Annotated in this window: 24 protein-coding genes; 13 read left to right on the forward strand and 11 right to left on the reverse strand. The window is 55.2% G+C overall.

All coding sequences use genetic code 11. The features are described from left to right. Positions 1–224: 224 nt before the first annotated feature. Positions 225–1,325, forward strand: coding sequence for a slipin family protein (locus tag VHE34_RS19630; protein ID WP_325590762.1), 1,101 nt, complete (start codon positions 225–227; stop codon positions 1,323–1,325). 6 nt (positions 1,326–1,331) lie between these two features. Continuing rightward, positions 1,332–2,732: an RtcB family protein gene (locus VHE34_RS19635; RefSeq protein WP_325590764.1), complete on the forward strand. Its 1,401-nt coding sequence runs from the start codon at positions 1,332–1,334 to the stop codon at positions 2,730–2,732. Here VHE34_RS19635 and VHE34_RS19640 read toward each other — a convergent pair. Next, positions 2,729–3,652, reverse strand: coding sequence for an alpha/beta hydrolase (locus VHE34_RS19640; RefSeq protein WP_325590766.1), 924 nt, complete (start codon positions 3,650–3,652; stop codon positions 2,729–2,731). The genes VHE34_RS19635 and VHE34_RS19640 overlap by 4 nt on opposite strands. A 65-nt stretch (positions 3,653–3,717) precedes the next feature. After that, complete coding sequence (locus VHE34_RS19645) at positions 3,718–4,305, reverse strand: peptidylprolyl isomerase (RefSeq protein ID WP_325590768.1); 588 nt, start codon at positions 4,303–4,305, stop codon at positions 3,718–3,720. 39 nt (positions 4,306–4,344) lie between these two features. Here VHE34_RS19645 and VHE34_RS19650 point away from each other — a divergent pair, with 39 nt between their 5' ends. Then, on the forward strand, positions 4,345–5,004 hold the full coding sequence (locus VHE34_RS19650; protein ID WP_325590770.1) for a MarC family protein: 660 nt from the start codon (positions 4,345–4,347) through the stop codon (positions 5,002–5,004). Positions 5,005–5,032: 28 nt separating this feature from the next. Here VHE34_RS19650 and VHE34_RS19655 read toward each other — a convergent pair whose 3' ends face one another. The 6 genes from VHE34_RS19655 to VHE34_RS19680 form a co-directional block, all read right to left on the reverse strand. Continuing rightward, positions 5,033–5,872, reverse strand: a complete 840-nt coding sequence (locus VHE34_RS19655) for an ATP-binding cassette domain-containing protein (RefSeq protein WP_325590772.1) — start codon at positions 5,870–5,872, stop codon at positions 5,033–5,035. Positions 5,873–5,875: 3 nt separating this feature from the next. Continuing rightward, positions 5,876–6,586 carry a hypothetical protein gene (locus tag VHE34_RS19660; RefSeq protein WP_325590774.1) on the reverse strand — a complete coding sequence of 237 codons (711 nt, stop codon included), beginning with the start codon at positions 6,584–6,586 and terminating at the stop codon, positions 5,876–5,878. A gap of 132 nt (positions 6,587–6,718) precedes the next feature. Continuing rightward, the gene (locus VHE34_RS19665) at positions 6,719–8,485 is read right to left on the reverse strand and encodes an OmpA family protein (RefSeq protein ID WP_325590776.1); all 1,767 of its coding nucleotides are present in this window, start codon (positions 8,483–8,485) and stop codon (positions 6,719–6,721) included. A gap of 19 nt (positions 8,486–8,504) precedes the next feature. Continuing rightward, complete coding sequence (locus VHE34_RS19670) at positions 8,505–9,500, reverse strand: hypothetical protein (RefSeq protein WP_325590779.1); 996 nt, start codon at positions 9,498–9,500, stop codon at positions 8,505–8,507. A 13-nt stretch (positions 9,501–9,513) separates the two neighbouring features. Next, on the reverse strand, positions 9,514–10,128 hold the full coding sequence (locus tag VHE34_RS19675; RefSeq protein ID WP_325590781.1) for a hypothetical protein: 615 nt from the start codon (positions 10,126–10,128) through the stop codon (positions 9,514–9,516). A gap of 10 nt (positions 10,129–10,138) precedes the next feature. Next, positions 10,139–10,279 (reverse strand): hypothetical protein, encoded by a 141-nt coding sequence (locus VHE34_RS19680; RefSeq protein WP_325590783.1) that lies wholly within the window; start codon positions 10,277–10,279, stop codon positions 10,139–10,141. A gap of 315 nt (positions 10,280–10,594) precedes the next feature. Between VHE34_RS19680 and VHE34_RS19685 the strand changes: the two genes are divergently transcribed. After that, entirely contained in the window at positions 10,595–11,449 is an 855-nt protein-coding gene (locus VHE34_RS19685) for an alpha/beta hydrolase (protein ID WP_325590786.1), read from the forward strand. A gap of 231 nt (positions 11,450–11,680) precedes the next feature. Here VHE34_RS19685 and VHE34_RS19690 read toward each other — a convergent pair whose 3' ends face one another. Next, on the reverse strand, positions 11,681–12,271 hold the full coding sequence (locus VHE34_RS19690) for a hypothetical protein (RefSeq protein WP_325590790.1): 591 nt from the start codon (positions 12,269–12,271) through the stop codon (positions 11,681–11,683). Positions 12,272–12,377: 106 nt separating this feature from the next. On the opposite strand from VHE34_RS19690, the gene VHE34_RS19695 reads away from it, so the two are divergent. After that, positions 12,378–13,415: a fatty acid desaturase gene (locus VHE34_RS19695; protein WP_325590793.1), complete on the forward strand. Its 1,038-nt coding sequence runs from the start codon at positions 12,378–12,380 to the stop codon at positions 13,413–13,415. On the opposite strand, the gene VHE34_RS19700 is transcribed toward VHE34_RS19695, so the two are convergent. Beyond that, the gene (locus VHE34_RS19700; RefSeq protein WP_325590796.1) at positions 13,412–14,290 is read right to left on the reverse strand and encodes an AraC family transcriptional regulator; all 879 of its coding nucleotides are present in this window, start codon (positions 14,288–14,290) and stop codon (positions 13,412–13,414) included. The genes VHE34_RS19695 and VHE34_RS19700 overlap by 4 nt on opposite strands. 120 nt (positions 14,291–14,410) lie before the next feature. On the opposite strand from VHE34_RS19700, the gene VHE34_RS19705 reads away from it, so the two are divergent. The 6 genes from VHE34_RS19705 to VHE34_RS19730 are packed head-to-tail and all read left to right on the forward strand — an operon-like array spanning position 14,411 to position 21,185. After that, positions 14,411–15,520, forward strand: coding sequence for a glycoside hydrolase family 26 protein (locus VHE34_RS19705; RefSeq protein WP_325590798.1), 1,110 nt, complete (start codon positions 14,411–14,413; stop codon positions 15,518–15,520). Between the two features lie 3 nt (positions 15,521–15,523). Beyond that, a complete protein-coding gene (locus VHE34_RS19710; RefSeq protein ID WP_325590802.1) occupies positions 15,524–17,377 on the forward strand; it encodes a sodium:solute symporter family protein in 1,854 nt (617 codons plus the stop codon). Positions 17,378–17,412: 35 nt separating this feature from the next. Beyond that, positions 17,413–18,588 (forward strand): glycosidase, encoded by a 1,176-nt coding sequence (locus VHE34_RS19715; protein WP_325590804.1) that lies wholly within the window; start codon positions 17,413–17,415, stop codon positions 18,586–18,588. Then, on the forward strand, positions 18,585–19,772 hold the full coding sequence (locus VHE34_RS19720) for an AGE family epimerase/isomerase (RefSeq protein ID WP_325590808.1): 1,188 nt from the start codon (positions 18,585–18,587) through the stop codon (positions 19,770–19,772). Before VHE34_RS19715 ends, VHE34_RS19720 begins: the two co-directional genes overlap by 4 nt. Before the next feature lie 20 nt (positions 19,773–19,792). Beyond that, positions 19,793–20,464 carry an SGNH/GDSL hydrolase family protein gene (locus VHE34_RS19725; RefSeq protein ID WP_325590810.1) on the forward strand — a complete coding sequence of 224 codons (672 nt, stop codon included), beginning with the start codon at positions 19,793–19,795 and terminating at the stop codon, positions 20,462–20,464. A gap of 28 nt (positions 20,465–20,492) precedes the next feature. Further along, the gene (locus VHE34_RS19730) at positions 20,493–21,185 is read left to right on the forward strand and encodes an SDR family NAD(P)-dependent oxidoreductase (RefSeq protein ID WP_325590812.1); all 693 of its coding nucleotides are present in this window, start codon (positions 20,493–20,495) and stop codon (positions 21,183–21,185) included. Between the two features lie 53 nt (positions 21,186–21,238). Here the strand turns inward: VHE34_RS19730 and VHE34_RS19735 are convergent, their stop codons facing one another. Continuing rightward, positions 21,239–21,544 carry a hypothetical protein gene (locus tag VHE34_RS19735; RefSeq protein ID WP_325590814.1) on the reverse strand — a complete coding sequence of 102 codons (306 nt, stop codon included), beginning with the start codon at positions 21,542–21,544 and terminating at the stop codon, positions 21,239–21,241. Between the two features lie 226 nt (positions 21,545–21,770). Between VHE34_RS19735 and VHE34_RS19740 the strand changes: the two genes are divergently transcribed. Both VHE34_RS19740 and VHE34_RS19745 read left to right on the forward strand, forming a co-directional pair. After that, positions 21,771–22,463 (forward strand): response regulator transcription factor, encoded by a 693-nt coding sequence (locus VHE34_RS19740; protein WP_325590817.1) that lies wholly within the window; start codon positions 21,771–21,773, stop codon positions 22,461–22,463. Position 22,464: 1 nt separating this feature from the next. Further along, positions 22,465–23,850, forward strand: a complete 1,386-nt coding sequence (locus VHE34_RS19745; protein WP_325590819.1) for a HAMP domain-containing sensor histidine kinase — start codon at positions 22,465–22,467, stop codon at positions 23,848–23,850. Positions 23,851–23,860: the final 10 nt, after the last annotated feature.

Below are 23,860 nucleotides of genomic sequence, written 5' to 3' on the forward strand. Positions count from 1 at the left end.
CAGAGGAAGGAAGTCCGCCGCTTCCCAAAAAATGGCGAAAAGACAAAAGCCGGGACCACCGGCCGGCCAGGGGAACCCGTACGGCCATATAGTACGCGGTTTCCAACAGCACTTCGATGGCTGCTTTGCAGACGCAAACGGGAAGGGCCCTCCCCAACCGTCTCCGCAACCATCGATGGGCCGGTGCAACCGGCTTTATTAAAAAAACAGAAAAAAAAGAAAATATGAAAAGGGTAGTGATCAACACCTACCACGTCGGATTGGTGTTTAAGAACGGGGTCTACCGGCGGACGCTTACCGAAGGCACCCACTGGATCGGTCTTACCGAGTTCGTAAAGATCTACGATCGGACCAGGCCTTTTAATCCGCCCGTCGTACTCAATATCCTGTTAAAGGATGAAAAACTCCGGAACGAGCTTCACGTCGTGGAGGTAATGGAAAATGAGATCGCTCTGCACTACGAGAACGGCCTGTTGAAAGAAGTTCTTACCACCGGTCGGTACACTTTCTGGAAAGGGATCGTCGACTACGGGTTCGTAAAAGCCGATACCGGCAAGATCGCGATCACCGAGAACATCGACCGGGCAACCCTGACGGGTAAGCTGGTCGCGGGCTATATCCGGACCGCCAGCGTGGAGCCTTATGAAAAGGCGGTGCTGTTCGTGGATGGTAAATACGAAAGGATCCTCGAAAGCGGTTTTTACTGCTGGTGGAAGAATAACATCGCGATCTTCGTCGGCAAGGTCGATACGCGGTTGCAGCAGGCAGAGCTCAACGGGCAGGAGATCCTGACGCGGGATAAGGCCTCCCTTCGGATCAACGCCTGGGCCCGGTACCAGGTGGTAGATATTGAAAAGGCGCTTCTGCGCAACAAGGAATACGAACGGCAGCTGTATGTCGCCTTCCAGCTCGCACTTCGGGAATACGTTACGGGGCTCAACTTCGACGAGCTGCTCGAGAAGAAGGAGGCCGTTGTAAATTACGTGCTGGAAAAGGTTGCGACCGAGGCCGATACCCTCGGGGTAAAGGTCGCAGGTTTTGGTATCCGGGATATCGTCCTGCCGGGTGATGTCAAGGAGATCATGAACCAGGTCCTTGTCGCGGAGAAAAAGGCGCAGGCCAATATCATCCTGCGGCGGGAAGAGACCGCCAGCACCCGGAGCCTGCTGAATACGGCAAAGCTGTTGGAAGACAACCCAACCTTGCTTAAATTGAAGGAGCTGGAATACGTTGAAAAGATAGCCGAAAAGATCACCGCTATCAGCGTGAACGGCAATGGAGTATTGATCGATCAGCTGAAGCAGATCTTCGTCGGCGGAAAATAACAAACAATGGCAAAATTAAAATTGAGAGGAAAAGATATCCGCGCGCTGGGCTATCCGGAAGGACCGGTGATCAGCATCGCGATGAATATCATGGAAAAAGAATACAAGTTCGAAAAGGAGGAAGTCGTTATGAATTTGCTGAGAGAGGTCCTCGCGGCCCCCGTGGAATATGCAAACGATGCGGTATTGGGGCTCATCGCGCAACAGTTGTTGCCGAAGCAAAGTCCGGAAGGCGCCGAGGTCTCCCTGAATCAAACGGGAGTCGCTTTTACTGTCTTCGGCGGTCAGAATATCGAGCAGTCGGCCATGAACCAGATGTACCAGGCGGCGAAGCTGCCCGTGGCGGTAGCCGGGGCGCTGATGCCCGATGCGCATGCCGGTTATGGCCTGCCGATCGGCGGCGTACTGGCGACGGAGAACGCGGTCATCCCTTATGGCGTTGGAGTTGACATCGGCTGCCGGATGTGTCTTTCGGTGTTCGATATCGACCCGAAGGAACTGATCCAAAAGGAGCAATACTTCATAAGGGAGCTGAAAGAGGCTACCTTGTTCGGTGGTGGACGCCAGTTCCAGCAGAGCAGCGAACACGAGGTCCTCGACCGTGCCGAGTTCGACGAGATCCCCCTCCTGAAAGGCCTGCAGGGCCGGGCTGCCCGGCAGCTGGGCTCTTCGGGTTCGGGAAACCATTTCGTCGAATGGGGAACCGTGGAGATCGATGAAGCCGACCCGGTATTGGGTCTCAAACCCGGTATCTACCTGGGCCTGCTGTCGCACTCCGGATCGAGGGCCCTTGGCGCGGCTATTGCCAACCACTATACACGCGTCGCCAGGCAAAAGCGGCGTCTTCCCGGTGAAGCGAACAACCTGGCATGGCTGGGACTCGACGAAGCCGAAGGGATCGAATACTGGATGGCGATGAACCTGGCCGGTGACTATGCATCCGCCTGCCATCATATCATCCATGCGAAGCTCGCGACCCAGCTGGGCCGGAAGCCTATCGGCCGCGTGGAGAACCACCACAACTTCGCGTGGAAGGAGCAAGTGGAGGGTGTGGAACGGATCGTCCACCGGAAAGGAGCGACACCCGCTGGAAAGGACGTGCTGGGAATCATCCCCGGATCGATGACCGCGCCGGGATATATCGTCAAAGGCCGGGGTGAGACAGCCTCCCTTTCTTCGGCGGCCCACGGTGCGGGTCGAAAGATGAGCCGTACCGCGGCGATGAATTCGATCACGCACGAGCTGCTGAAAGAGACGCTCGAAAAACATGGAGTGAAGCTGATGGGCGGCGGACTCGATGAGGCGCCCCAGGCGTACAAGAACATCGGGGAAGTCATGCAGTCGCAGCAGGACCTGGTGGACATCGTCGGGCGATTCACCCCGAAGATCGTCCGGATGGATGGCTAAGGGTGACCAGCCCTCACGGGCAACACAGCCTTGCGGGCCTCCGTCGTATCCAACAGATCGAGGATCGCCTTTTCGATGCGGTCCTTTTCCGCAAAAGCAATCAAATGCCCTCTTCCCGGGATCATCCGGATATCCAGGAAGGGGGCATTTTTCAAATGTTGCCGGGCAAAGCCGGCATTCGTCGTATCCACAAGCCCGTCCTTTTCGCCCTGTAAATAGATAACCGGAACATGGATCCGGCCCCAGAGTGGCAGCATCTTCGTCAGCTCTTCCTTGTGATGTATTTTCTCCTGATTGGCGGTTTGCAGCATCCGCGGGACAAACCAATGGACCGCAGGATTCTCGACCGGATAGGTAAACCAGAAGATCTTCTCCAGCCCCGGCCCGATCGGCGGCGCCACCAGCACAAGACCGTCCACCAGCTGGGGGTAGTCCATCGCCAGCCGGCAGGCGATCGGCCCGCCATACGAGACTCCAACGAGGACGACCGGATGGCTCGCCTTACGAAGACTGTCCAGGATCAGGTGAATGACGGCTGCCTGGTCGGCAATCGACGGCATCGGATCGGCCAGCCCGCTGTACCCATACCCCGGCCGGTCCACCGCATACATCGTAGCCCTCGACAGCAACACACTGTCGGCGAGGTAGCTTTTCCAATAACTGAGGGAACTGGGCGCGCCATGTATAAAAAGAACGGAGGCCTGCTTGTTGTCCCCCACCGTTAGATACCGGATCTTCCGGCCCTTCGCGTGATAATAAGCGATTTTGGGTTCGAGGTGGCGGTCGTGGAACCAGGAGGTCAGCTCCCGATCATCCATCCGGAACTGCACCAGCCTGTCAAACACAAGAAGCAGGATGACGATAAATATAAGCAATCCTACTACTGTCCGGAGTATGATCCGGCCGAATCGTGCCACCATACGATACAAATAACGGTTAGTTCCTATCCTGCCTTAAAATTAGGCAAAAAACGGGCCCGGCTGCCTTATTTTCTGGCTATATTATAGATGGGTATTTGCGGCGTGAATGACTGGTTGCTCTCCGGCCGGGCGTAAAGCGTCCGCACCACATCCATCCCTTTGACCACCTTCCCAAAGGCGGCGTAGCCCTGGCCATCGGGATTATTCTCGCCGCCAAAATCAAATCCCGGTTGCTTGCCCACGCAGATGAAGAACTCCGTAGTGCCGCTCCCCGGCTTGTCCCGGGCCAGCGAAATGACGCCGTCGGTATGCTGGATATGGGTTTGATTGGTCGGCTCATGAGGCACGCCCCGAAGGCTGACGGCCTTGTTGTGGTTGGTCTTCCAGATGCCGCCCTGGATCAGGTTGGACATGGGCGACCCCGTTGTCTGGTTGTCCTCATTCAGCACCCGGTAAAAAGATGCATTCTTATAAAACCCCGAATCGACATAGGAAAGAAAGGCGCCCGCGGTCTTCGGCGCCTGCCGCAGGTATAACTCGATCTCGATGTCGCCGGCCGGAGTCTGGATAACGACATGCGGAAGGTTCGGGTCGGAGGAGTGGCAGGCCATCACCAAACATACCGGTAAGAGATACAACAGGCTTCTTTTCATGACTGAGATTGAATGCCACAATTTACCGTAATATTGTCTATGCGTTTCGATCTTCCTTTCCTGCATACGGTCTTTATCGGGTTTCTCTCCCTCTTCCCGGCTGTCAATCCCGTCGGCTCCGCCTTTATCATCGATCCCCTCCTCGGCGATCTTACCTTCCCGGAAAGGAAGCGTGCGGCAAAAAGGATCGCCCTCTATTGTTTTGCCATTTGTATCGTCTCCGCCCTGATCGGCAGCTGGATCATGCGGCTATTCGGTATCTCCATTCCCATCGTACAGCTCGCCGGGGGCGTACTCATCTGCCGCATGGGCTGGCAACTGCTCAACACCGACCAGGTGAAGGGAGAAAAAGAGACCGCTCAGCCGGTCAGGCGACCGGGGGATATCGACAGCCTCCTTTTCTATCCTATTTCGTTTCCCATGTCCACCGGCGCGGGCACGATCTCCGTCATCCTGACCCTTGCCACCCATGAAGATGAAACGGACATCCTCAACCATGTCCTCAGTCTCGCCGCCCTTTTCGTGGCCATCCTGGTTATCTGCGTGCTGATCTACATCTGCTACGCCAATACGGCCCGGCTTATTCAACGCCTGGGACCCCGCGGGGAACAGATCGTCAACCGCCTAAGCGCCTTTCTCGTCTTCTGCATCGGCATGCAGATCGCCTGGGGCGGCATCCGCACACTGTTCAAGCTCTAAGCGCGTCCCGGCCGCGCCGGAAAGGCCGTTACAAGCAGTCTTTGATCTCCGCCAGGGTGTCCAAAAACACCTTGTCCTCCCGCAGATCGCTCCGCCAGGCAAGACCCCGCTCGATCAGATCGATCTCGCGTACCAGCGTCGACCCCTCCCCGCCGGCGTCACGCCCCAGGATGAACACCGTATCGGAAATGGCCACCGCCGTCGCGATGTCATGCGACACGATGATCAGCGTCTTCAGCTCGTCGGAAAGAGAGACTTGCAACAGCAGCTCCGTCACCTTTTCGAGCACACAGATATCCAGACCTGAAAAGGGTTCATCCAGCAGGAGAAAATTGCTTCCCTTCAGTAACTGCTGGATAATGCTGACCCGCTGCTGCTGCCCGCCGGAGAGCTGGCCGGGGTACTGCTGCAACACATCGGCAATGTCAAACCGGTTCGCATACTCGCGGATCGCCTCCTCTTGCTTCCCCGCCAACGCCGGGTTGCGGCGCGCCGCCAGCAAGAGCGACTGTTTTACGGTCCGCCATCCGAACTGATAATAGTTCTGAAAGATAACGCCCATATCCCCGGCCTGTACCGGCCGCTCCCGCCATACTTCGATCACTCCATTCCCCACCTCAGCCGGTTTCCGCTCGCGCAGCGTAATACTCCCCGCCGTCGGCTTTTGCAGGCCCGACAACAGCCGGAACAGCTGGGTCTTACCCATACCGCTGCGTCCCACCAACGAGACTACCTGTCCCTGCCGGATGCCCGGGCGGACGATGTCGCGAATAGAAAAATGGACGTCACGAAGGATGCATTTTTCACCGTAGCAAAGGGAAACTCCCTTCGCCTGTAACAATACTTCTTTCTTGATATAGGATGTCATAAATTAGATTTTTGTATAAGCAAACAACCATCGCCTCAGCTGTCCTAACCCATAATCGAAGCAGAGCCCCAGTCCGAAGATCAGCGCCTGCAACGCCAGCACGTGAGACAGATCGTTGTACTTATTGTATTTGATCAAAAGGGTTCCGATCCCGCCTTCGCTCATGTTGAGTCCCTCCACCATCGTGATCATCATCCACGCGATGGCGAAGTTCTGTCGGACGACCTCGAACACCTGGTCGGCCTTGCCGATGACGATCACTTCATACAGCGTTTCCCAGCGGCCATAGCCGAGGGTCTGGCAGAGCTCGAACTCCTGCGCCGGCGTACGGAGGATCACCGTTAAGAACGAAGTAGTGAAGAACGGCACGATGCCGAACACCAGCAACGACAGCTTCAGGGCGCCTCCATCCCTGGTCAGCAACGTGAAAATAAAGATCAGCCCCGTAAGGGTCAGATAACGGCACTTCACGATGAATTCGGCCGCCGGCCTGAAAAAGGGTAGCACCGAAAGATAGCTGAACAGCAGGGTCAACAGAAGCGAATAAGCCAGGGCCTTGAACGTAAGGATGAGGCTGGTCAGCAGGCTGTCATACAACAACCGGCCCGACAACAGGTTTCCCAGGGCTTCCAACACCCGCAGGGGACCAGGGATCAGTCCACCCGGACTGAGTTGCCATAGGACCAAAACAAAGAGCACTTGGACGACCACCATGAGGAGAACTGCAGATTTGCTTAGGATTGAAAAGGGTTTAAACATGATTAGAAATTTAATAGTGGGGGACCTCGCGGTCCCCCGTTTGCAAAGCATTCATGATTGGCCTTCGGCCGATCGGCCCGTGGCCGATCAGTCACCAAGAACAATCTCCACGCGACGGTTGCGGCTTCGACCACTCTCGGTCGAATTGTCAGCAACGGGTTCAGAAGAACCAAACCCCCGCGTTTCAATACGGTCTTCCTTCAATCCCCTCCGTACCAGGTAGTCCTTGACAGCCGCCGCCCGCTTCTCGGACAAAGGCCCGTTCACCTCGTCGGAACCGTTATTGTCGGTATGACCGAACACGCCGATCTTCAAGCCTTCGGCAACGACGGCCGACTGGAAGATCTCATCCAGCATCTTGTACGATCCGGCGCGGATCACCGCGGAACCCGTCTCGAACTCGATACGGTAGGACTTCGACGAGACGGCCTCCGTTATCTCATTGGCATACTTCGTCTCGATCGCCTTACCTTCCAGCAGCTCGGGGTGATTGGAGATCACACTCAGCAGGAAGGACTTGTCCACGGCTTTTTCATAGGGCATAAAACTGGGCATCAGCGCGGGGTACATCTTCACCATCAGGTTACCGAAGGTGTTGTACACCGCCTTATAACGGTCCACCTTGTCCTCGCCAAGGCCATAGATATTGGCCATATCGGCGAGGTTGAAGACGGCCGAACCACCCAGATGCACTTTGAGGCCCTGTGCGTCCTGCTCTTCGACCCCGTTGAAGTACTTCAGCCAATAGGCGGCATTCTGTTCCTGGTAAACGGCAGCGCTTACTTCGGATGCAAATTTTCGCGCCTCGGTGAAGGACCTCACCTGGTCGCCCGCCTGGGCGAGGGCGATGATCATCTCCTCGATATCGGTGCGATGGTCATAGGCCCATTTGCGGATCGCGATCGTCTGTACCGGCATCTGCGACGCATACTGACGGGTATTCGCGATCGTCACCAGCCCACCTTTCTTCGTTGCGACATTGACGTCACCCGGCGTCCAGGTGGCAACCGCATCCACGCCGACCGTCGTATCACGGCCCGTGGTCCTGCCGTTGGCGATGATCTTCCTGCTCTCCGTATATCCCGTGATATACTTATTCGGCGCATCCAGGAAGTCGTTGGCGGCGATCAGGTTGATGGCCTCAGGATCATAGGTCGTCTCATCGGGGTTCACCTTGATCCCGTTATCACCGGCCCATTTCAGGAGGATGTTCACGTCCCCGTCCCGCAAGACCCCGGCCACGCAGTGACCGATGGCATTGTGCGCATCCTGTTTCCAGGAAGCGGGACCCATCACCTGGTCTTCGCCGAAGGATTTACCATGGGCGATCGGCAGGATGATCGGTTGGTACTCGGGACCCAGCGACTCCAGGCTTTTCGACAGCGAGGTCATAAAGGCGGGCATCCCGTCGCCCATAAAGGAGATGAGCACACCCGGGGTATTCGGGTTGTTCTTATACTCCCCGGCGAACTTCACCAGGTCGGCCATCTGCTTGTTGCAGTCGTCCTGTCGCAGATAGCTCACATCGAGATGCGCCTTGTCGAACAAGGAACCTTTGGTGGTCCGTACGCCACCGTTGGCGTACATCCCGGAGAACTGGGCGTTCCAGGCCATCCGCTCCCAGCTGATGCGGGTACCGCCGTTGATGGCCTCCGTGGCGGCAGGCAGTGGCAGCAGCACGGCTTTGTTATCCAACGAAGCCTCGGGAGCGTCGGGCAGGGCAACCTTGCCCACCTCTATGGCCTTCCCGGCCTCTTTCGGTCTTCCCTGGTACCATCTTACGCTAAGGACGCCACCCGTAACGACAATGGCGATGATCAATAATTTACCGGCGGGTTTCAATTTTACTGACATATAAGTGGATTTTAAGAGGTTAATTAATTAAGTCTTTATAGCGATCGGTCACATTCACATCCTTCAGGTGGCCTCTCTCAGCACCATCCTTCAGCGCCGATCCCGCGTAATGGAAGTCCTTGCCTAGATCGAACCTGTTGATCAGCTCGATCGCCTGCGCGGATTTCGCCTTGTCTTCCAGTACCTGGTCGTCCATGAACCGGGACGTCACGTCGATCGCCGACTTGATATGCCCGATCTTCTCGCCGATGCGCACTTTCAGCAGGGCCAGCGCCTTCTCGGCGTCCCTGTTCAGCTCGTCGTCGCCCTTGAAGGCCTTCATCGCACTGGTGACCGCGGACAAACCGGTGGTCACGGAGTAATACAGATCCTTCTTGGCCTCGAGATCCAACTTCGCGTCCTCGAGCATGATCCCACTTTCCTCATAGGCGGCGTCCGCAAACCGGATCAGCTTGTTCAGGTCCGCCACGATCGGCGTGACGTTGTCGATATACTCGCGACAACGCAGAACGTTGTTCGTGTACAGGTTGACCTGGCGTTGGTTGCCGCCTTCATTCTGCAGGATCTTCACCTTCTGGATATTCAGCTGAAGCTCTTTTTCCTTTTCGGTCAGCTTGTCCATCAGCTCGGACTGCTTGCCCTTCAGCCGGCCCGACTGTTTATACAGCGTGTCCCGGTCCTTATATCCCTGGTCGATCTTCGCCTGCAGGATATTGAAGGGATTCAGCTCGATGGCCAGCCCAATGGAATAGTTGGCGAGGAACTCCGACAGGTATTTCAGCGCCCGCCAGAACTTCCGGTTGGAGACGAGCATCAACAGGAATCCGCAGACGACGCCGCCGATCACCAGGTTGATAAGACTCCAGGTCACCGATATCAGCCAGGGCAGCACATAGGTGACAAACCCGTAGGCTAATCCCGCGACAAGAGACAGTCCGACAACCGCCGTGGCGATATTCTTCGGTTCGCTCCACCAGCCGGGACTTTGTTTCGTTTTTTGCATTAGCGTGTTCATGGTCATTGAGTATTTAAGAGTTAATGAATTGCTTTATTTTTTCTATGTCGGCCAGGATCTGCTGTTTGCGGCGTTCGCTCTCGGCGGTATAACCGCTGCTGCTGACGTCCAGCTTCTCCTTTGCCTCCGCGACCTCTTTTTGCAACGCGCCGATCTGCTGTTGCAGCTCGCCGATCTCCTTTGACAGGGCCTCGATCCGCCGGCTCTTTTCTTCGGCTTCGGTACTTCGGCGCCGGACCTTTTCCTGCATGGCAGTGTCCACGGTCTTTTGGAATTGATCCGCATCCGTCGTCAGCACGCGCAGGTATTCGTTGGCGGTGCTCAACAGCTTTTCCTTGTCGAGTCCCTGTACCTGCAAGCCGGCAAAGGCCGCGGCATACCTCGCCCGTTCATCGGCGATCGCCTGCATGGCGACGATCATCCGGGCGAATTCATAGTAATCCGGTCCCGGGATGTTCGTGTCGCTGAAGAGCTTGTCGAAATACCCGGCGAAGCGCTGGTCGCCGGCTGCCGGATTCACCGGCGTTGCAGCCGCTGTCGGTACCGGCGCTGCCGGAAGCGGCGCAGGCGCCTTTTCCTCTCCGACATCTACGAATGCAGAGAGGATCTTTTTGCCAATGTTGGCCATAGTGATTGTTTTAAATGGTTGTGAGTAATGACAAAGCGGTAACGAGCGCCTGATCCGGTCTTTCCTTTACGGGTCGCCGCGTCAGCTGACGATAGATGACAGCCAGGACAAGAGTGAGCACAATGATGGCCACTCCGATAATCTTTTTCATAATCGGTTAGTTAGATAGTATGTCGAAAAACGGGAAGAGATAGCCGCAGATCAGGGCTTCTTTATGAGGTTTCCTGTCGTCAACCCCGTGGAGTGTGTTTCATTTTCGTTGAAGCAAGCGCTTCGTTTGATTTGATGGAGTAAAGATACTAGCACGTTGCCCCTCGCCGGTAGTCGATCCGGGTCCATCGGTTGCTTTAGTTTCATAGACGGTCCTCCTCCTGTGAAGAGCGGCAACCTCGGTAGTTTCACCTATCACCGTTAGATTGTTACGCCGTTGCAAATGCGTATCTTCAGTGCACATAAACAATCATTTATGCAACACCTGACAATCGCCCTCCTTATTTGCATCACTGCTGCAGCCAATGCACAGGAAATCGCCCGCCAGATCCCGCTGTGGCCAAAAGGCGCTCCCGGATTCGAAAGCAAACGCAACGAACCCGAGGAAGCGAAAGACTATTGGGTAAAGAATATCCACAATCCCAGCATTACCGTCTATCTCCCGCCGAAGGAGAAGGCAACGGGAGCCGCCGTCGTCATCTTTCCCGGCGGCGGTCATCGCCTGCTGGTGTTCAATGCGGAAGGCCGGGACCCCGCGCGATACCTCAACAGTCTTGGGATCGCAGCATTTATCGTAAAATACCGGCTGTTCAGAGAAGACAGCAATTTATACAGTCTTGACCGCGAGGTAAAACAGGATGCGTATCGCGCGATGCGGCTGGTGCGCAGCCGCGCCGCCGAATGGCATATCGATCCCGACAGGGTCGGGACCCTTAGCTTTTCCGCCGGCGGTGAGGTCGCTAACATCATCGCCTATTCGCCCGGCAAAGGCGATCCGCAGGCGCCCGATCCGATCGACCGGCTCGACGGGAAACCGAATTTCCAGCTCCTCGTCTATCCCGGGCCGCTGGGTGTCCCCGACATCGTTCCCTCCGACGCACCGCCGGCATTTCTCATCGCTGCCAACGACGATCCCTGCTGCTCCACACCCGTGGTCACGATCCTCGAAAAATACCGGGCCGCTCATGCCTCCGTAGAAGCGCATATCCTTTCCGGTGGGAACCATGGATTTAATATGGGATACAGATCGAATTTGGCGGCCGTAAAGGCCTTTCCGCAAATGATGGCTAATTGGCTGACGGATATGGGGCTAACAAAGCGCAAACCGTAAAAGGCGGAGTCGGCGCCGGCCCAAAGCAAAAAAGGGCACCGCCGGCCCAAAACAAAAAGCCCCAGGTAAGAATACCCGGGGCGTACTAATCAAAGTGTTTTTAACCATTAAACCTTATCCTATGAAAAACCAAAAATACATCCCTTATTCGGCAATTCAAGAAATTGGTCTATTGGTTATTAATGCTTTAGGAACTTACTTTAAAAATACCTTGGTAAACCACTTAAAAACCTATTTTTTCCGGGCCACGGCCTTCTTCCCGGCCGGCGCCGCCGCATTGGCCGCGGCCTGCTGCTGAGCCAGCTCCTGCTCCTCGCTCAGGATCGAAGTTGCCTTCAACGGCATATCCATGATATCCGGGAAGATCAGGATCATATTGGTCACCGTATTGTAATTGACGTCGAATATTCGCCAGGTTTCACCTTCATCCCGGGACTGGGCGATCAGGTTGGTGACTAAGTGGAACTTCTTATCGTCCTTGTGAAAATAGCGGGAGAGCCGGATCACGCACTGCCACTGGTCATTCTTGGTTACCAGCGTCTCCAGCTGCAGGGAAGGCGCATCTTCCTCGATCGCGCTCATAGTAAAGCCGCGCATGGACAGGACATGGCCGATATAGCCGTCCTTGCCGCCATAGTATTTGATGACGCTTGCAGGGGCGAGATCGGCATAGGATTGCCAGTTCCCATAGCGATCGGTTTTTACAAGACTGTCGGCATACATCAAAGCTTTCTGGGAGATCCTGGCCGTATCCGGCTGTGCCTGGGTGACCATAGCGGTCAAAAGAAATAGCCCTCCGGAGAAGAGTTTTCGGATGTTCATGGGTATCGAATTTGGGAAACAAGATACGCATCCAGTACCATATAGTCAATATGTTAGCTTTTTTTAGTATTTTCACCACTGTTGTATAAATCACCGTTTTATCACTATGTCACAGAGAACCGATTTTGTTCATTCCGTAAAACCCGAGCCGCATCGGCTCCGTACCAAGCAAATCCTTCAGCAGCATCCGGAGATCAGAAAGCTTATCGGAAAGAATAAGTATACGTTCTTCGCTGTCCTGGGCCTCGTGCTGTTCCAGGTGGCCATGGCATGGCTGGTAAAAGACAGCGCCTGGTGGATCGTTCTCGGCGCAGCCTACCTGCTGGGCGCCTTTGCCGACCACTCTCTCTTCGTGATGATCCATGAGTGCGCGCACCACCTGCTTTTCAAAAGCCGCGCCGCCAACCGGCTCTCCGGCATCCTGGCCAATCTTCCCCAGCTGTTCCCCAGCTCCGTTTCCTTCGAAAGATATCATATAAAGCACCATTCCTTCCAGGGCGTTCATGAGCTTGACGCCGACCTGCCCAATCGCTGGGAGGCGAAGCTGATCAATAACTTTTTCATCGGGAAGATCATCTGGCTGTTGTTCTACCCCCTCTTCCAGGTGTTCCGCATCTCCCGGCTCCGCGAGATAAAGCCCTTCGACAAATGGGTGGCCATCAACTGGGGCGCCGAAGCCCTCTTCATCGCCGCTATCTGGTTCTTCCTCGGACCGAAGGCGATCATCTACCTGCTGGCCAGCTTTTTCTTCTCCGTCGGGTTGCATCCCCTCGGCGCCCGCTGGATCCAGGAACACTATCTTACGCATGATGAGATACAGGAGACCTTTAGCTACTATGGCGTGCTCAATGCAGTCGCGTTCAACGTAGGTTACCACAACGAACACCACGACTTTCCCTCCATTCCCTGGAACAAATTGCCCCAGATAAAAAAGACGGCCCCCGGTTATTACGACAGCCTCGTGTCGCATAAGTCCTGGACCGTTCTATTTTTCCGCTTCCTTTTCGACAAGGAGATCTCCCTCTACTCCCGCGTCGTACGCAAGGATAGAGGCAAGGTGGCGCTCACCGATGAGTCGAGACCGGATGCGGACCTCGTCGCACAAAGCGCGCACGCAAAGAGCGCGGTGGCTGTTGAAATCTAAATGAATACTCTTGTCCCGGAATTGAAATTTTCCCTGAACTCCTTCGGGGTGCAGGTCTTTTTCTTCTTGAAGATGCGGTTGAAATTGGAGATATTGTTGAATCCGCAGTGATAGGAGATCTCCGAAATGCTATGCGTCGTATCGATCAGCATCCTCGACGCATGTCCCAGCCTGATCTCGTTCAGGCTGTCGATAAAGGTGTTTCCCGTCCGTTTTTTGATAAATCGGCTGAAGCTCACTTCCGTCATGCTCACCAGCCGGGCTACCTCGCCCAGCGTGATCGGCTTGTCATAGTTGTTGTTCATGTATTCGAAGGCCTTCTCGATCCGCCGGCTGTTGTAAGTGAAATGCTGATTGGTAAAGGAGGCGTCCGACAGGGTCCGCATATTCTTCGAGATCGACAGGTCATGCAGGATTGACAGCAGCTCCAGCACCGAGTCGAACCCCTTCTTCTGGTTCAGCGAAAGGATGCGCGGCGCCAGGGTCAGGGCGGCTTCGCGGGAGAACAGGATGCCCTTCTGGCTCCGGTCCATCATGTTGCGGATAAAGCTAAGCTGATTGCGGCGAAGCATGCTTTCCTCAAAAAGATCCTTATGCCACTGGATCGTCACCTCCTGGATCTCCTCGCTCCTGCACTGATGCGTGAACCAGGCATGATAAAGATTGGGTCCCACCAGGACCAGCTCGACATCGTCGATCGTATCGATATGGTCGCCGACAATACGTCTGGCGCCTTTTGCATTGATTATCAGGTTTAACTCAAGTTCTTCATGATAGTGCAAGGGAAAGCTGAACTCTCTTTTGACGCGGGAGAATATGGTAAAGCAGTCATTTTGAGTCAGCGGGGTGATCTCACGGATAATATTCGCACTCATATAGCAACCGGGTTCGTTTGTAAGTTAACTAAAGATACGGGTTCTGGCCTGTCGAAAATGAACAAACACGGATAATAAAGTAGTACTCAGGCCGCTGAAAATGGGATAACTTGTCTTCCCATGAGACAGTTTTTTTTGTGGATTTGCTGCTTGCCCCTGGCCCTGAAAATCGACGCGCAGGACCTGCCTGTCGATAAAAAGGCGACAGCGGAGACGATCCATCTCTACCGGCACCTCAAAGGCCTGCCGCAAAAAGGCTTTCTCTTCGGCCATCAGGATGACCTCGCTTATGGGGTCGGCTGGAAATATGTGCCCGGCCGCAGCGATGTCCGGGATGTCACCGGCGACTATCCCGGGCTCTATGGTTGGGAGCTGGGTCGCACCGAGCTCGATCACCCCGTCAACCTCGACAGCGTGCCCTTTGATAAGATGCGGGAGTTCATCCGGTTAGCCTACCGGCGCGGTGGGGTGATAACCATCAGCTGGCATCTCAACAACCCGCTCACCGGCGGTACGGCCTGGCAGCCTGCACCCGGAACCGTCGCTTCCATTCTTCCGGGCGGCGAAAAGAACGCACTGTATAAAAGCTGGCTCGATAAGGTCGCGGTCTTTCTGCAAAGTCTGAAAGGCGATCAGGGTGAGAATATCCCGGTGATCCTCCGGCTTTTTCATGAATTGAACGGCAGCTGGTTCTGGTGGGGCGCCAATCATTGCACACCGGACGAGCTAAAACGGCTCTGGCGGTTTACCGTGTCGTATCTCCGGGATGAAAAGCAATTGCACAACCTGCTCTATGCTTACAATACCGACAATTTTGCCACACCCGAAGCCTGGCTCGAACGATATCCCGGCGATGATTGGGTTGACATCGCAGGTTTCGATACCTACCAGCGGAAAAGTAATGCGGAGTTTGCCCCAGCATTCGATACCATGCTCACGATGCTGGAGACCATCGCCGCGCAGCACGGCAAGATCCCCGCGCTGACGGAGTTTGGCTACAACGGGTTACCCGATAGCAGCTGGTGGACCGGGACCCTCCTGCCCGTGCTGGAGAAACACCGTCTTGCCTATATCATGGCCTGGCGCAATGCCGGTGACGAGGCCGGCGGTGATCATGAGTTCTATGTGCCGTTCGCCGGTCAGGCCTCCGCTCCCGACTTTGTCCGGTTTCACGCCTCACCCCGCGTCCTGTTCCAACAGGCGGCGACAAAGGAAAAGCTTTATCAATAATAAATGAAACTGCGATTACCGGATCTCGCCATCCTCGTTGCTTACCTGGTCACCATGGTGGTCATAGGTTGGGTCCTTCGTAAAAAGGCCCGTCAGAATAAGGTCAACTACCTGCTGGGAGGAAAGTCGCTGCCCTGGTATATGCTTGGCCTCAGCGACGCTTCCGATATGTTCGATATTTCGGGAACGATGTGGATGGTCAGCCTTTGTTTTGTTTATGGGTTGAAGAGCATTTGGATACCCTGGCTCTGGCCGGTGTTCAACCAGGTATTCCTGATGGTCTACCTGTCCCGCTGGCTCCGGCGTTCCAACGCCACCACCGGCGCAGAATGGCTCGCCACCCGCTTTGGCCACTCCGGACCTGGGATCCGGTCCTCGCACAATATTGTCGTCGCCTTCGCATTGCTGAGCTGTCTTGGATTTATGGCCTATGGATTTGTCGGCCTCGGGAAATTCATGCAGATCTTTATCCCCTGGGACAGCGTCAGGGACTATGTCCCTTTTCACGTGCCCATTCAATACGTCCCGCATTTTTATGGCATCGTCTTTACCCTCTTCGCAACGTTCTATTCGGTCCTCGGCGGCATGCACAGCATCGTGCTGGGAGATGTCATTAAATATGTTCTCATGACGGTAGCCTGCGTCAGCATCGCCATCATTGCAATGCAGCGGCTGCATCAACCAGGTAATGCTATTGCCGTTCCCCGTGGCTGGCTCGATCCCTTCTTTGGGTGGCGGCTCGATCTCGACTGGAAAGGGCTCGTCGATGACGCTAACAAAAAAATCGCCGACGATGGCTTCTCCTTATTCGGCCTGTTCTTTATGATGATGCTGTTCAAAGGGGTCTTCGCGAGTCTCGCGGGTCCGGCCCCCAACTACGATATGCAAAAGGTGCTCAGTACGCGAAGTCCCGAAGAGGCCAGCAAGATGAGCGGCTTTGTATCCATCATTTTGCTGCCCATCCGCTATTCCATGATCATCGGGCTTACGGTACTGGCGCTCCTTTATTACCGGACTATCAGCGGTGATCTGCAAACGCCCGGGGGAACGGATTTCGAAAAGATCTTGCCGGCCACGATCAACAGCTTCCTCCCCGTAGGCCTGATGGGAGTCGTCCTGACAGGTCTGCTGGGCGCCTTCATGGGGACCTTCTCCGGGACTCTCAACGCGGCCCAGGCCTATCTTGTCAACGATATCTATTTAAAATACATCAACCCCGGGGCCTCGAACCGCCGGACTATTTATATGAATTACCTGGCCGGCACGGCGGTAGTCATCACCGGTATCGTTCTGGGTCTCTTCGTCCGGGATGTCAACACCGTCCTGCAATGGATCGTCTCCGGGCTCTATGGCGGCTATATCGCCTCTAATCTGCTCAAATGGCATTGGTGGCGTTTCAACGCCCGCGGGTTCTATTGGGGAATGCTCGCCGGTATTCTGCCCGCCATCGCCCTGGCCGTGCTGAAGGCCTACGGGGTGCTCCATGGACTCGATCTGTATTACTGGCCCGTCCTCTTCTTCTTATCGCTCGCCGGTTCCATCGCCGGCTCCTATGCCGCACCGCCGACAGACGCCGATACGCTGAAGAACTTCTATCGGACGGTGCGTCCCTGGGGATTGTGGGGACCCGTCCATCGGGCCGTGTTAAAGGATGATCCGGCCTTTACCGGCAACCGGAACTTTCGCCGAAATGCGTTCAACATCATCCTCGGGATCATCGCGCAGCTATGCCTTACGCTGCTGCCCATGTACATCGTACTGGGCCTGGGCTTGCCGCTGCTGATCAACACGGTGCTGCTGCTCATCATCGTCTTTATTCTCAAAAAGACCTGGTGGGACAGGCTCAACGAATATTAACTTATTAAATCCTCCAATTTAATAAATCGACCATAATGAATCACTTGTTTAACGAACGACTTGCCTCACTGAATCACCAGTACGATTCGCTGATCCGGCGGCCCAATGAACCCGTGCTTCCGGGGAACGGCATTTTCCTGCGATATAAACACCCCATCCTGACGGCGGCCCATGCCCCCCTGTTCTGGCGCTATGACCTCGATGAACGCACCAATCCCTACCTGATGGAGCGGTTTGGCATCAACGGGGTCTTTAACGCCGGCGCGATCAAATGGAAGGAACGCTATGCTGTCATGGCCCGCGTAGAAGGCCATGACCGAAAATCCTTTTTTGCCATCGCCGACAGCCCCAACGGCATCGATAATTTCCGCTTCTGGGATTCGCCGGTCCATATGCCCGGCACCGGAAGCCCCGAAACCAATATCTACGATATCCGGCTGACCCGTCATGAGGACGGTTATGTCTATGGACTCTTCTGTACCGAGAAACGGGACCCTTCCGCCCCATCCGCCGATCAGTCGGCGGCCATCGCCCAGTGCGGCATCGCCCGGACGCACGATCTCATTAACTGGGAACGACTGGCCAATCTTCAAACTCAATCACCCCAGCAACGCAACGTCGTCCTTCACCCGGAATTCGTCGACGGGAAATATGCCTTTTACACCCGGCCCCAGGACGGATTCATCAACACCGGCACCGGCAGCGGGGTGGGCTTTGGACTCTCCGACAGCATCACCGAGGCTGTTGTCGGGACGGAGACCATTATCGATCCCCGACTTTATCATACCATCAATGAGGCAAAGAACGGGCTCGGCCCCCAACCGCTGAAGACCCGCTTGGGCTGGCTCCATCTCGCACACGGCGTCCGCAACACCGCCGCGGGTCTCCGGTATACGCTCTATCTCTTCCTCACCGATCCGAACGATCTCACCCGGGTGCTTTATAAGCCCGGCGGTTATCTCATCGCACCCATCGGCGAGGAGCGGGTAGGAGACGTCTCCAATGTAGTCTTCTGCAATGGATGGATCGCCGATGAGGATGGTCATGTCTTTATCTACTATGCCTCTTCCGATACGCGTATGCACGTCGCCACCTCGACCATCGAACAGCTGCTCGACTATGTCGTCAACACGCCCGAGGACGAAGGGACCTCGGCCGGCTCCGTGACGGCCCTTCAACGCATCATCGACAAGAACAAAGCCTGGATATGACACCCGCCACGTACCGGGAGGAAATGCAACGGGAGCTGCGGTCCATCCTTCAATACTGGATGCTAAACACCCCGGATGAAAGGCAGGGTGGGTTTATCGGCCGGATAGATGGCGATGATCGGCCGCATCCCGAAGCGCCAAAAGGACTCGTGCTCAACAGCCGCATCCTCTGGGCCTTCAGTGCCGCCTGCCGGCATACCGGGCAATCCCTCTATCGCCCCGTCGCTACGCGGGCCTATGAATACCTTATCGGTCGTTTCTTCGACCCGGAGTCGGGCGGAGCCTTCTGGAGCCTGGACGCCTCCGGCCGGCCCCTCAATACCCGCAAACAGATGTACGGCCAGGCCTTCGCTCTTTACGGCCTCAGCGAATACTATCGCGCTACCGGTGACCCTGCCGCGCTGGACAAGGCGATCGATGTTTACTGGGTCATCGAAAAGCATAGCTTCGATCTGCAACAGGGAGGCTATTTCGAAGCGTATGACCGGGACTGGCAGCCACTCAACGACCTCCGCCTCAGCGAGAAGGACGCCAACGAGAAAAAGACCATGAATACCCACCTCCATATTTTGGAGGCCTACACTACGCTGTATCTCGTTTGGCCCGACCAGCGGCTTCGCGGGAAGATCCGTCATTTGCTGGAGATATTCGATCGCTATATCGTGGATCCCGCCACAGGCCATCTCGGCCTGTTCTTTACCGCCGGCTGGCAACCCCGGTCGGGGCTCGTTTCCTATGGCCATGATATCGAAGCCGCCTGGCTGCTCCATGAGGCGGCAACCGTTATCGGGGACGGAGAATGGACCGGCCGTACGGCAGCGCTTTGTTTACGCATTGCGGACAGAACGCAGGAAGGGGTCGACGAAGACGGCGGACTCTGGTACGAAAAGGAGGACGGCCATCTCGTCCGGGAGAAACATTGGTGGCCGCAGGCCGAGGCCATGGTCGGCTTCCTCCGGGCCTGGAGCATCAGCGGCGACCCACGCTGGTGGGATAGCTCCGTTAAGACCTGGGATTTCGTAAAAAGCTATATCCGCGATCCGCAGGGGAGGGAATGGTATTGGGGGGTCGATGCCGACCATCGCCCGATGTCCGGACAGGATAAGGCCGGGTTCTGGAAATGTCCCTATCATAACAGCCGCTCATGCATCGAGGTGATACGTCTTTTAGAAAAAATGCCGTAGGTTTGAATAAAGAAAGAAAAATGCAACTACTTTTCCGCGCGGCGCTTATCGTGACGCTCTTCACGGTTACCTCCTTCCGTCCCAGAACACAAAAGGTCATCTTCTTCGGCGACTCGATCACGGCCCAGGGGGCGAAACCCGGCGGTTATATCGTAAAAATGAAAGAAGCCCTGACCCAGAAGGGGATCGGCAACGACTACGATCTCATCGGCGCCGGTATCGGCGGTAACAAGGTATACGATCTCTATCTCCGTATGGACGACGACGTCCTGGCCCAGACCCCCGACATCGTCTTCATTTATATCGGCGTCAATGATGTCTGGCATAAAACCATGTTCGGCACGGGAACCGATATCGACAAATTCGAGAAGTTCTATACAGCGATCATCAGTAAGCTGCTGGATAGACATATCCGCGTGATCCTCTGCACTCCCGCCGTCATCGGGGAAAAAAATGACTTTACCAACCAACAGGACGGAGATATGAATGCCTATTCGCAGGTGATCCGCAACCTCGCCCAGAAATTTCATTGCGGCCTTGTTGATCTCCGCGAGATCTTTCACAACTATGAATTGAAGAACAATCCCGGCAACAAGGACTTCGGTATCCTCACACAGGACAGGGTTCATCTGAACGACAACGGCAATCAACTGGTGGCCGATAAAATGCTGGAAGCCCTTTTGGCAAAATAACCGGAACTTTGTTCTCTAAACTTCCTGTATGCCAAAGACCATTCTCATCACCGGCGCCAACGGGGGACTCGGCGCCGCTACGGTAAAGAAGTTCCTCGATAAAGGATATAAGGTGATCGCGGTGGATCAGTCGGGAACGCATCTTGGCTTTGCCGCTGCTCACGATAATTTCGAGCTGAAATCCGTCGATGCCACCGACGAAGCGGCCGTGTCGAACTTCATGGAAGAGATCATCGAGCTCTATGACAATATCGACGGCGCCCTGTTGCTCGTAGGCGGGTTCGCCATGGGCGATATCGCCGCCACGGATGGCGAGGCCCTGCGGAAGATGTTCGCTCTCAACTTCGAGACGGCGTATTTCTTTGCCCGGCCCCTTTTCACGCACATGCTGGAGAAAGGATATGGCCGCATCGTATTCATGGGTGCCCGTCCTGCCTTGAAGCCCGAACAGGGGAAGGGAGTGTTGGCGTATTCGCTCACAAAATCCCTTCTTTTTCACCTGGCCGATCTGCTCAACGCGACCGCAAAAGGGAAGAATGTCGTCGCTTCTGTCGTAGCGCCTTCCACGATCGACACCGCGGCCAATCGCAAAAGCATGCCGGATGCCGACTTCTCCGCCTGGGTAAAGGCGGAGGATATCGCCGGCCTGCTGGAGTTCATCTGTAGTGAGGAGGGAAATGCGCTGCGCGACCCCGTATATAAGATCTATAATAACGCATAAGCGGCTCGTTAGAGCCGCTTACCCCGACAAATATATTTTGTCGGACATTAGATTCAGACAGTTAACACACTGTTCCAACCCGTCGAGCCATCCGGCTCACGAAGCCGGTTCTCGATGTCTTCCATCCACATCTTGTCGTCGATGCAGAATTTGTAGTAGTACTTACCCTTCGGTAACATGGGTATCGAGACCTTCCAGCTACCGTCCTTTACAGGCTCCATCTGCAACTCGTCCGGTGACCAATGGTTGAAGGACCCTGCCAGGGCAATGTGGGCTGCGGATGTGGCATTCAAATGGTGAATGTAGAACTCGATCGTTTTCTTCCGCCGGTTGATGTACGGCGACTCGCGAAGTTTCATAGCAACCCCCTTTTTTAGATTTTAAATTGCTTTCATCGGATACATTCAAAGTGAACAGCAATCGGGATTCTACGAGAATGGGAAATAGGGAAGAGTATACAAAATTTACACTTTTTTTCGGCATATTGCAATAAGTTCGGAAGTTTATTTTGCTAAATCGGTTTAATTTCTTTTTAATCGGAGAATGGGGATTCCCACGGGAGGAATGGATAAATTAGCACGCATTATGGCAGATACAAAGATCCTGTTGGTCGAGGATGAAAAGAAGATCGCGGAGTCCCTTCGCAAGGGCCTCACTGAGCAGCATTATGAGGTAGATGTAGCCTATGACGGCCTCAGCGGCCGGAAGCTCTTCGACACGAACGCCTATGACTTGGCCATTCTCGACATCAATCTCCCCCTTATGACCGGGTATGAGCTGGCCCGGCACATCCGCAGCGTCAACGAAGATATCCTCGTGATCATGCTTACTGCCATGAACACGACGGAAGATAAGATCGAGGGTTTTGAGGCCGGAGCGGACGATTACATCGTAAAGCCCTTTGACTTCCAGGAGCTGACGGTCCGCATCCGCGCGCTCCTGAAACGCCTCCACCATCAGCCCACGGTCGGCGCCAATATCCTCCGGGTCGGCGACCTGATCATGAACCTCGACAGCAAGGAGGTCTCCCGGGAAGGCCGGAACATCCCGTTGACGGCAAAGGAATTCCAGCTGCTGGAGTATTTCATCCGCAACAAGAATAAGGTCGTTTCCCGTATCGACATCGCCATCAACGTCTGGGATATTGATTTCGATACCAAAACCAACGTGATCGACGTCTACGTGAACTTCCTCCGGAAGAAGATAGAGAAGGATTTTTCGTCCAAGCTGATCTATACCCAGGTGGGAATGGGATATGTCCTAAAGGAAACGCCTTAATTTGAAGATCCGCTACAAGATAATGCTGCTTTTTACGCTCCTGGTGACGGCGATCATCTCCCTGCTTACCGGGTCGGTGTATTATTTCGCAAAGCTGGAGCGGGTACAGGTCTTCGAGAAGCGGCTGAAAGCCCGGGCCACCTACAATACCAACCTGTATGCTATTATGGGCGACAGCGGCCTTCACCTTCTGAGCCGCATCGACACCGTCTCCCTTCTCGGGGGTTCGGTATCCCGCAGCATCGGGATGTATACCGATGACGGCAGGGTACTTTACCAGTTCGATATGCCCGGCACGCCCCGGTTGAACATCGACCGCCCCCTGCTCGACGAGGTGATCGCCAAGGGGGAAAAATCGTTTACGGTCGATAACCGAAACGCCGTGGCCATCCATCGCAATAGCGGTAAACGGGACTTTGTTGTCGTCGTGGCAGGCCATGACGAAGACGGCATCGAACGGGTGGAGACCCTCAACAAGATCCTTGTCATCAGCCTCATTCTCAGCGTCTGCCTGACCGCCCTCGTGAGCTTCCTCTTTGCCCGGCAGCTGCTGAATCCCATAACGCAGATCATCCGGGAGGTGAAACAGATATCCTCCTTCGACCTTTCCCAGCGGATCCGCGCCGGTACCGGCCAGGACGAAATGAGCCAGCTGGGGAATACCTTCAACGATCTTCTCGGCCGGCTGCAGGAAGCTTTTGCGATCCAGCGCCGCTTCATCTCCAACGCCTCCCACGAGCTCTCGACGCCGCTGACCTCGGTCTCCAGCCAGGTAGAAGTGATCCTTCAGAAGGATCGTTCCGCGGATGAATACAAACAAGTGCTTTCCTCGGTCCGGGAGGACGTCCAGCAAATGCGGCAGCTGACCAAGAGTCTCCTCGAGATCGCAAAGACCGGCTCCCAGGGAGGTATCGAGCTCAACGAGGTGCGGGTAGACGAAGTGCTGATGAAGGTCGTGGGCGAGGTCAAAAAAAGCAACACCCAATACAATGTCGAGCTGGATTTTGGCGAATTCCCCGAAGACGAAAAAGACTTCGTGGTCTTTGGCAACAGCGAACTCCTGTACATCGCCATCCGCAACGTGGTGGAGAATGGCTGCAAATACTCTCCCGATCAGCGCTCCCTTGTCGATCTGAGCTTTGCGTACCATAAGGTATTTGTGAGGGTCGTCAATAAAGGGGCGGTTATCCCGGCCGAAGAGATCACCCAGATCTTCCAACCCTTCTACCGGGGCGCGCAAACGGCAACCACCCGTGGCTTTGGCCTGGGCCTCGCCATGGCCGAACGCATCATCGCCCTGCACAAAGGGCATATCCACGTCGTTTCCGATCCCACCAACGGCACCGTCTTCACCATCGAGCTCCCCTCGATCAAGATATTCAATTAATAAGTGCTAT

Source organism: Puia sp., from assembly GCF_035546395.1.
In the GTDB taxonomy this organism is placed as follows: Bacteria; Bacteroidota; Bacteroidia; order Chitinophagales; family Chitinophagaceae; genus Puia.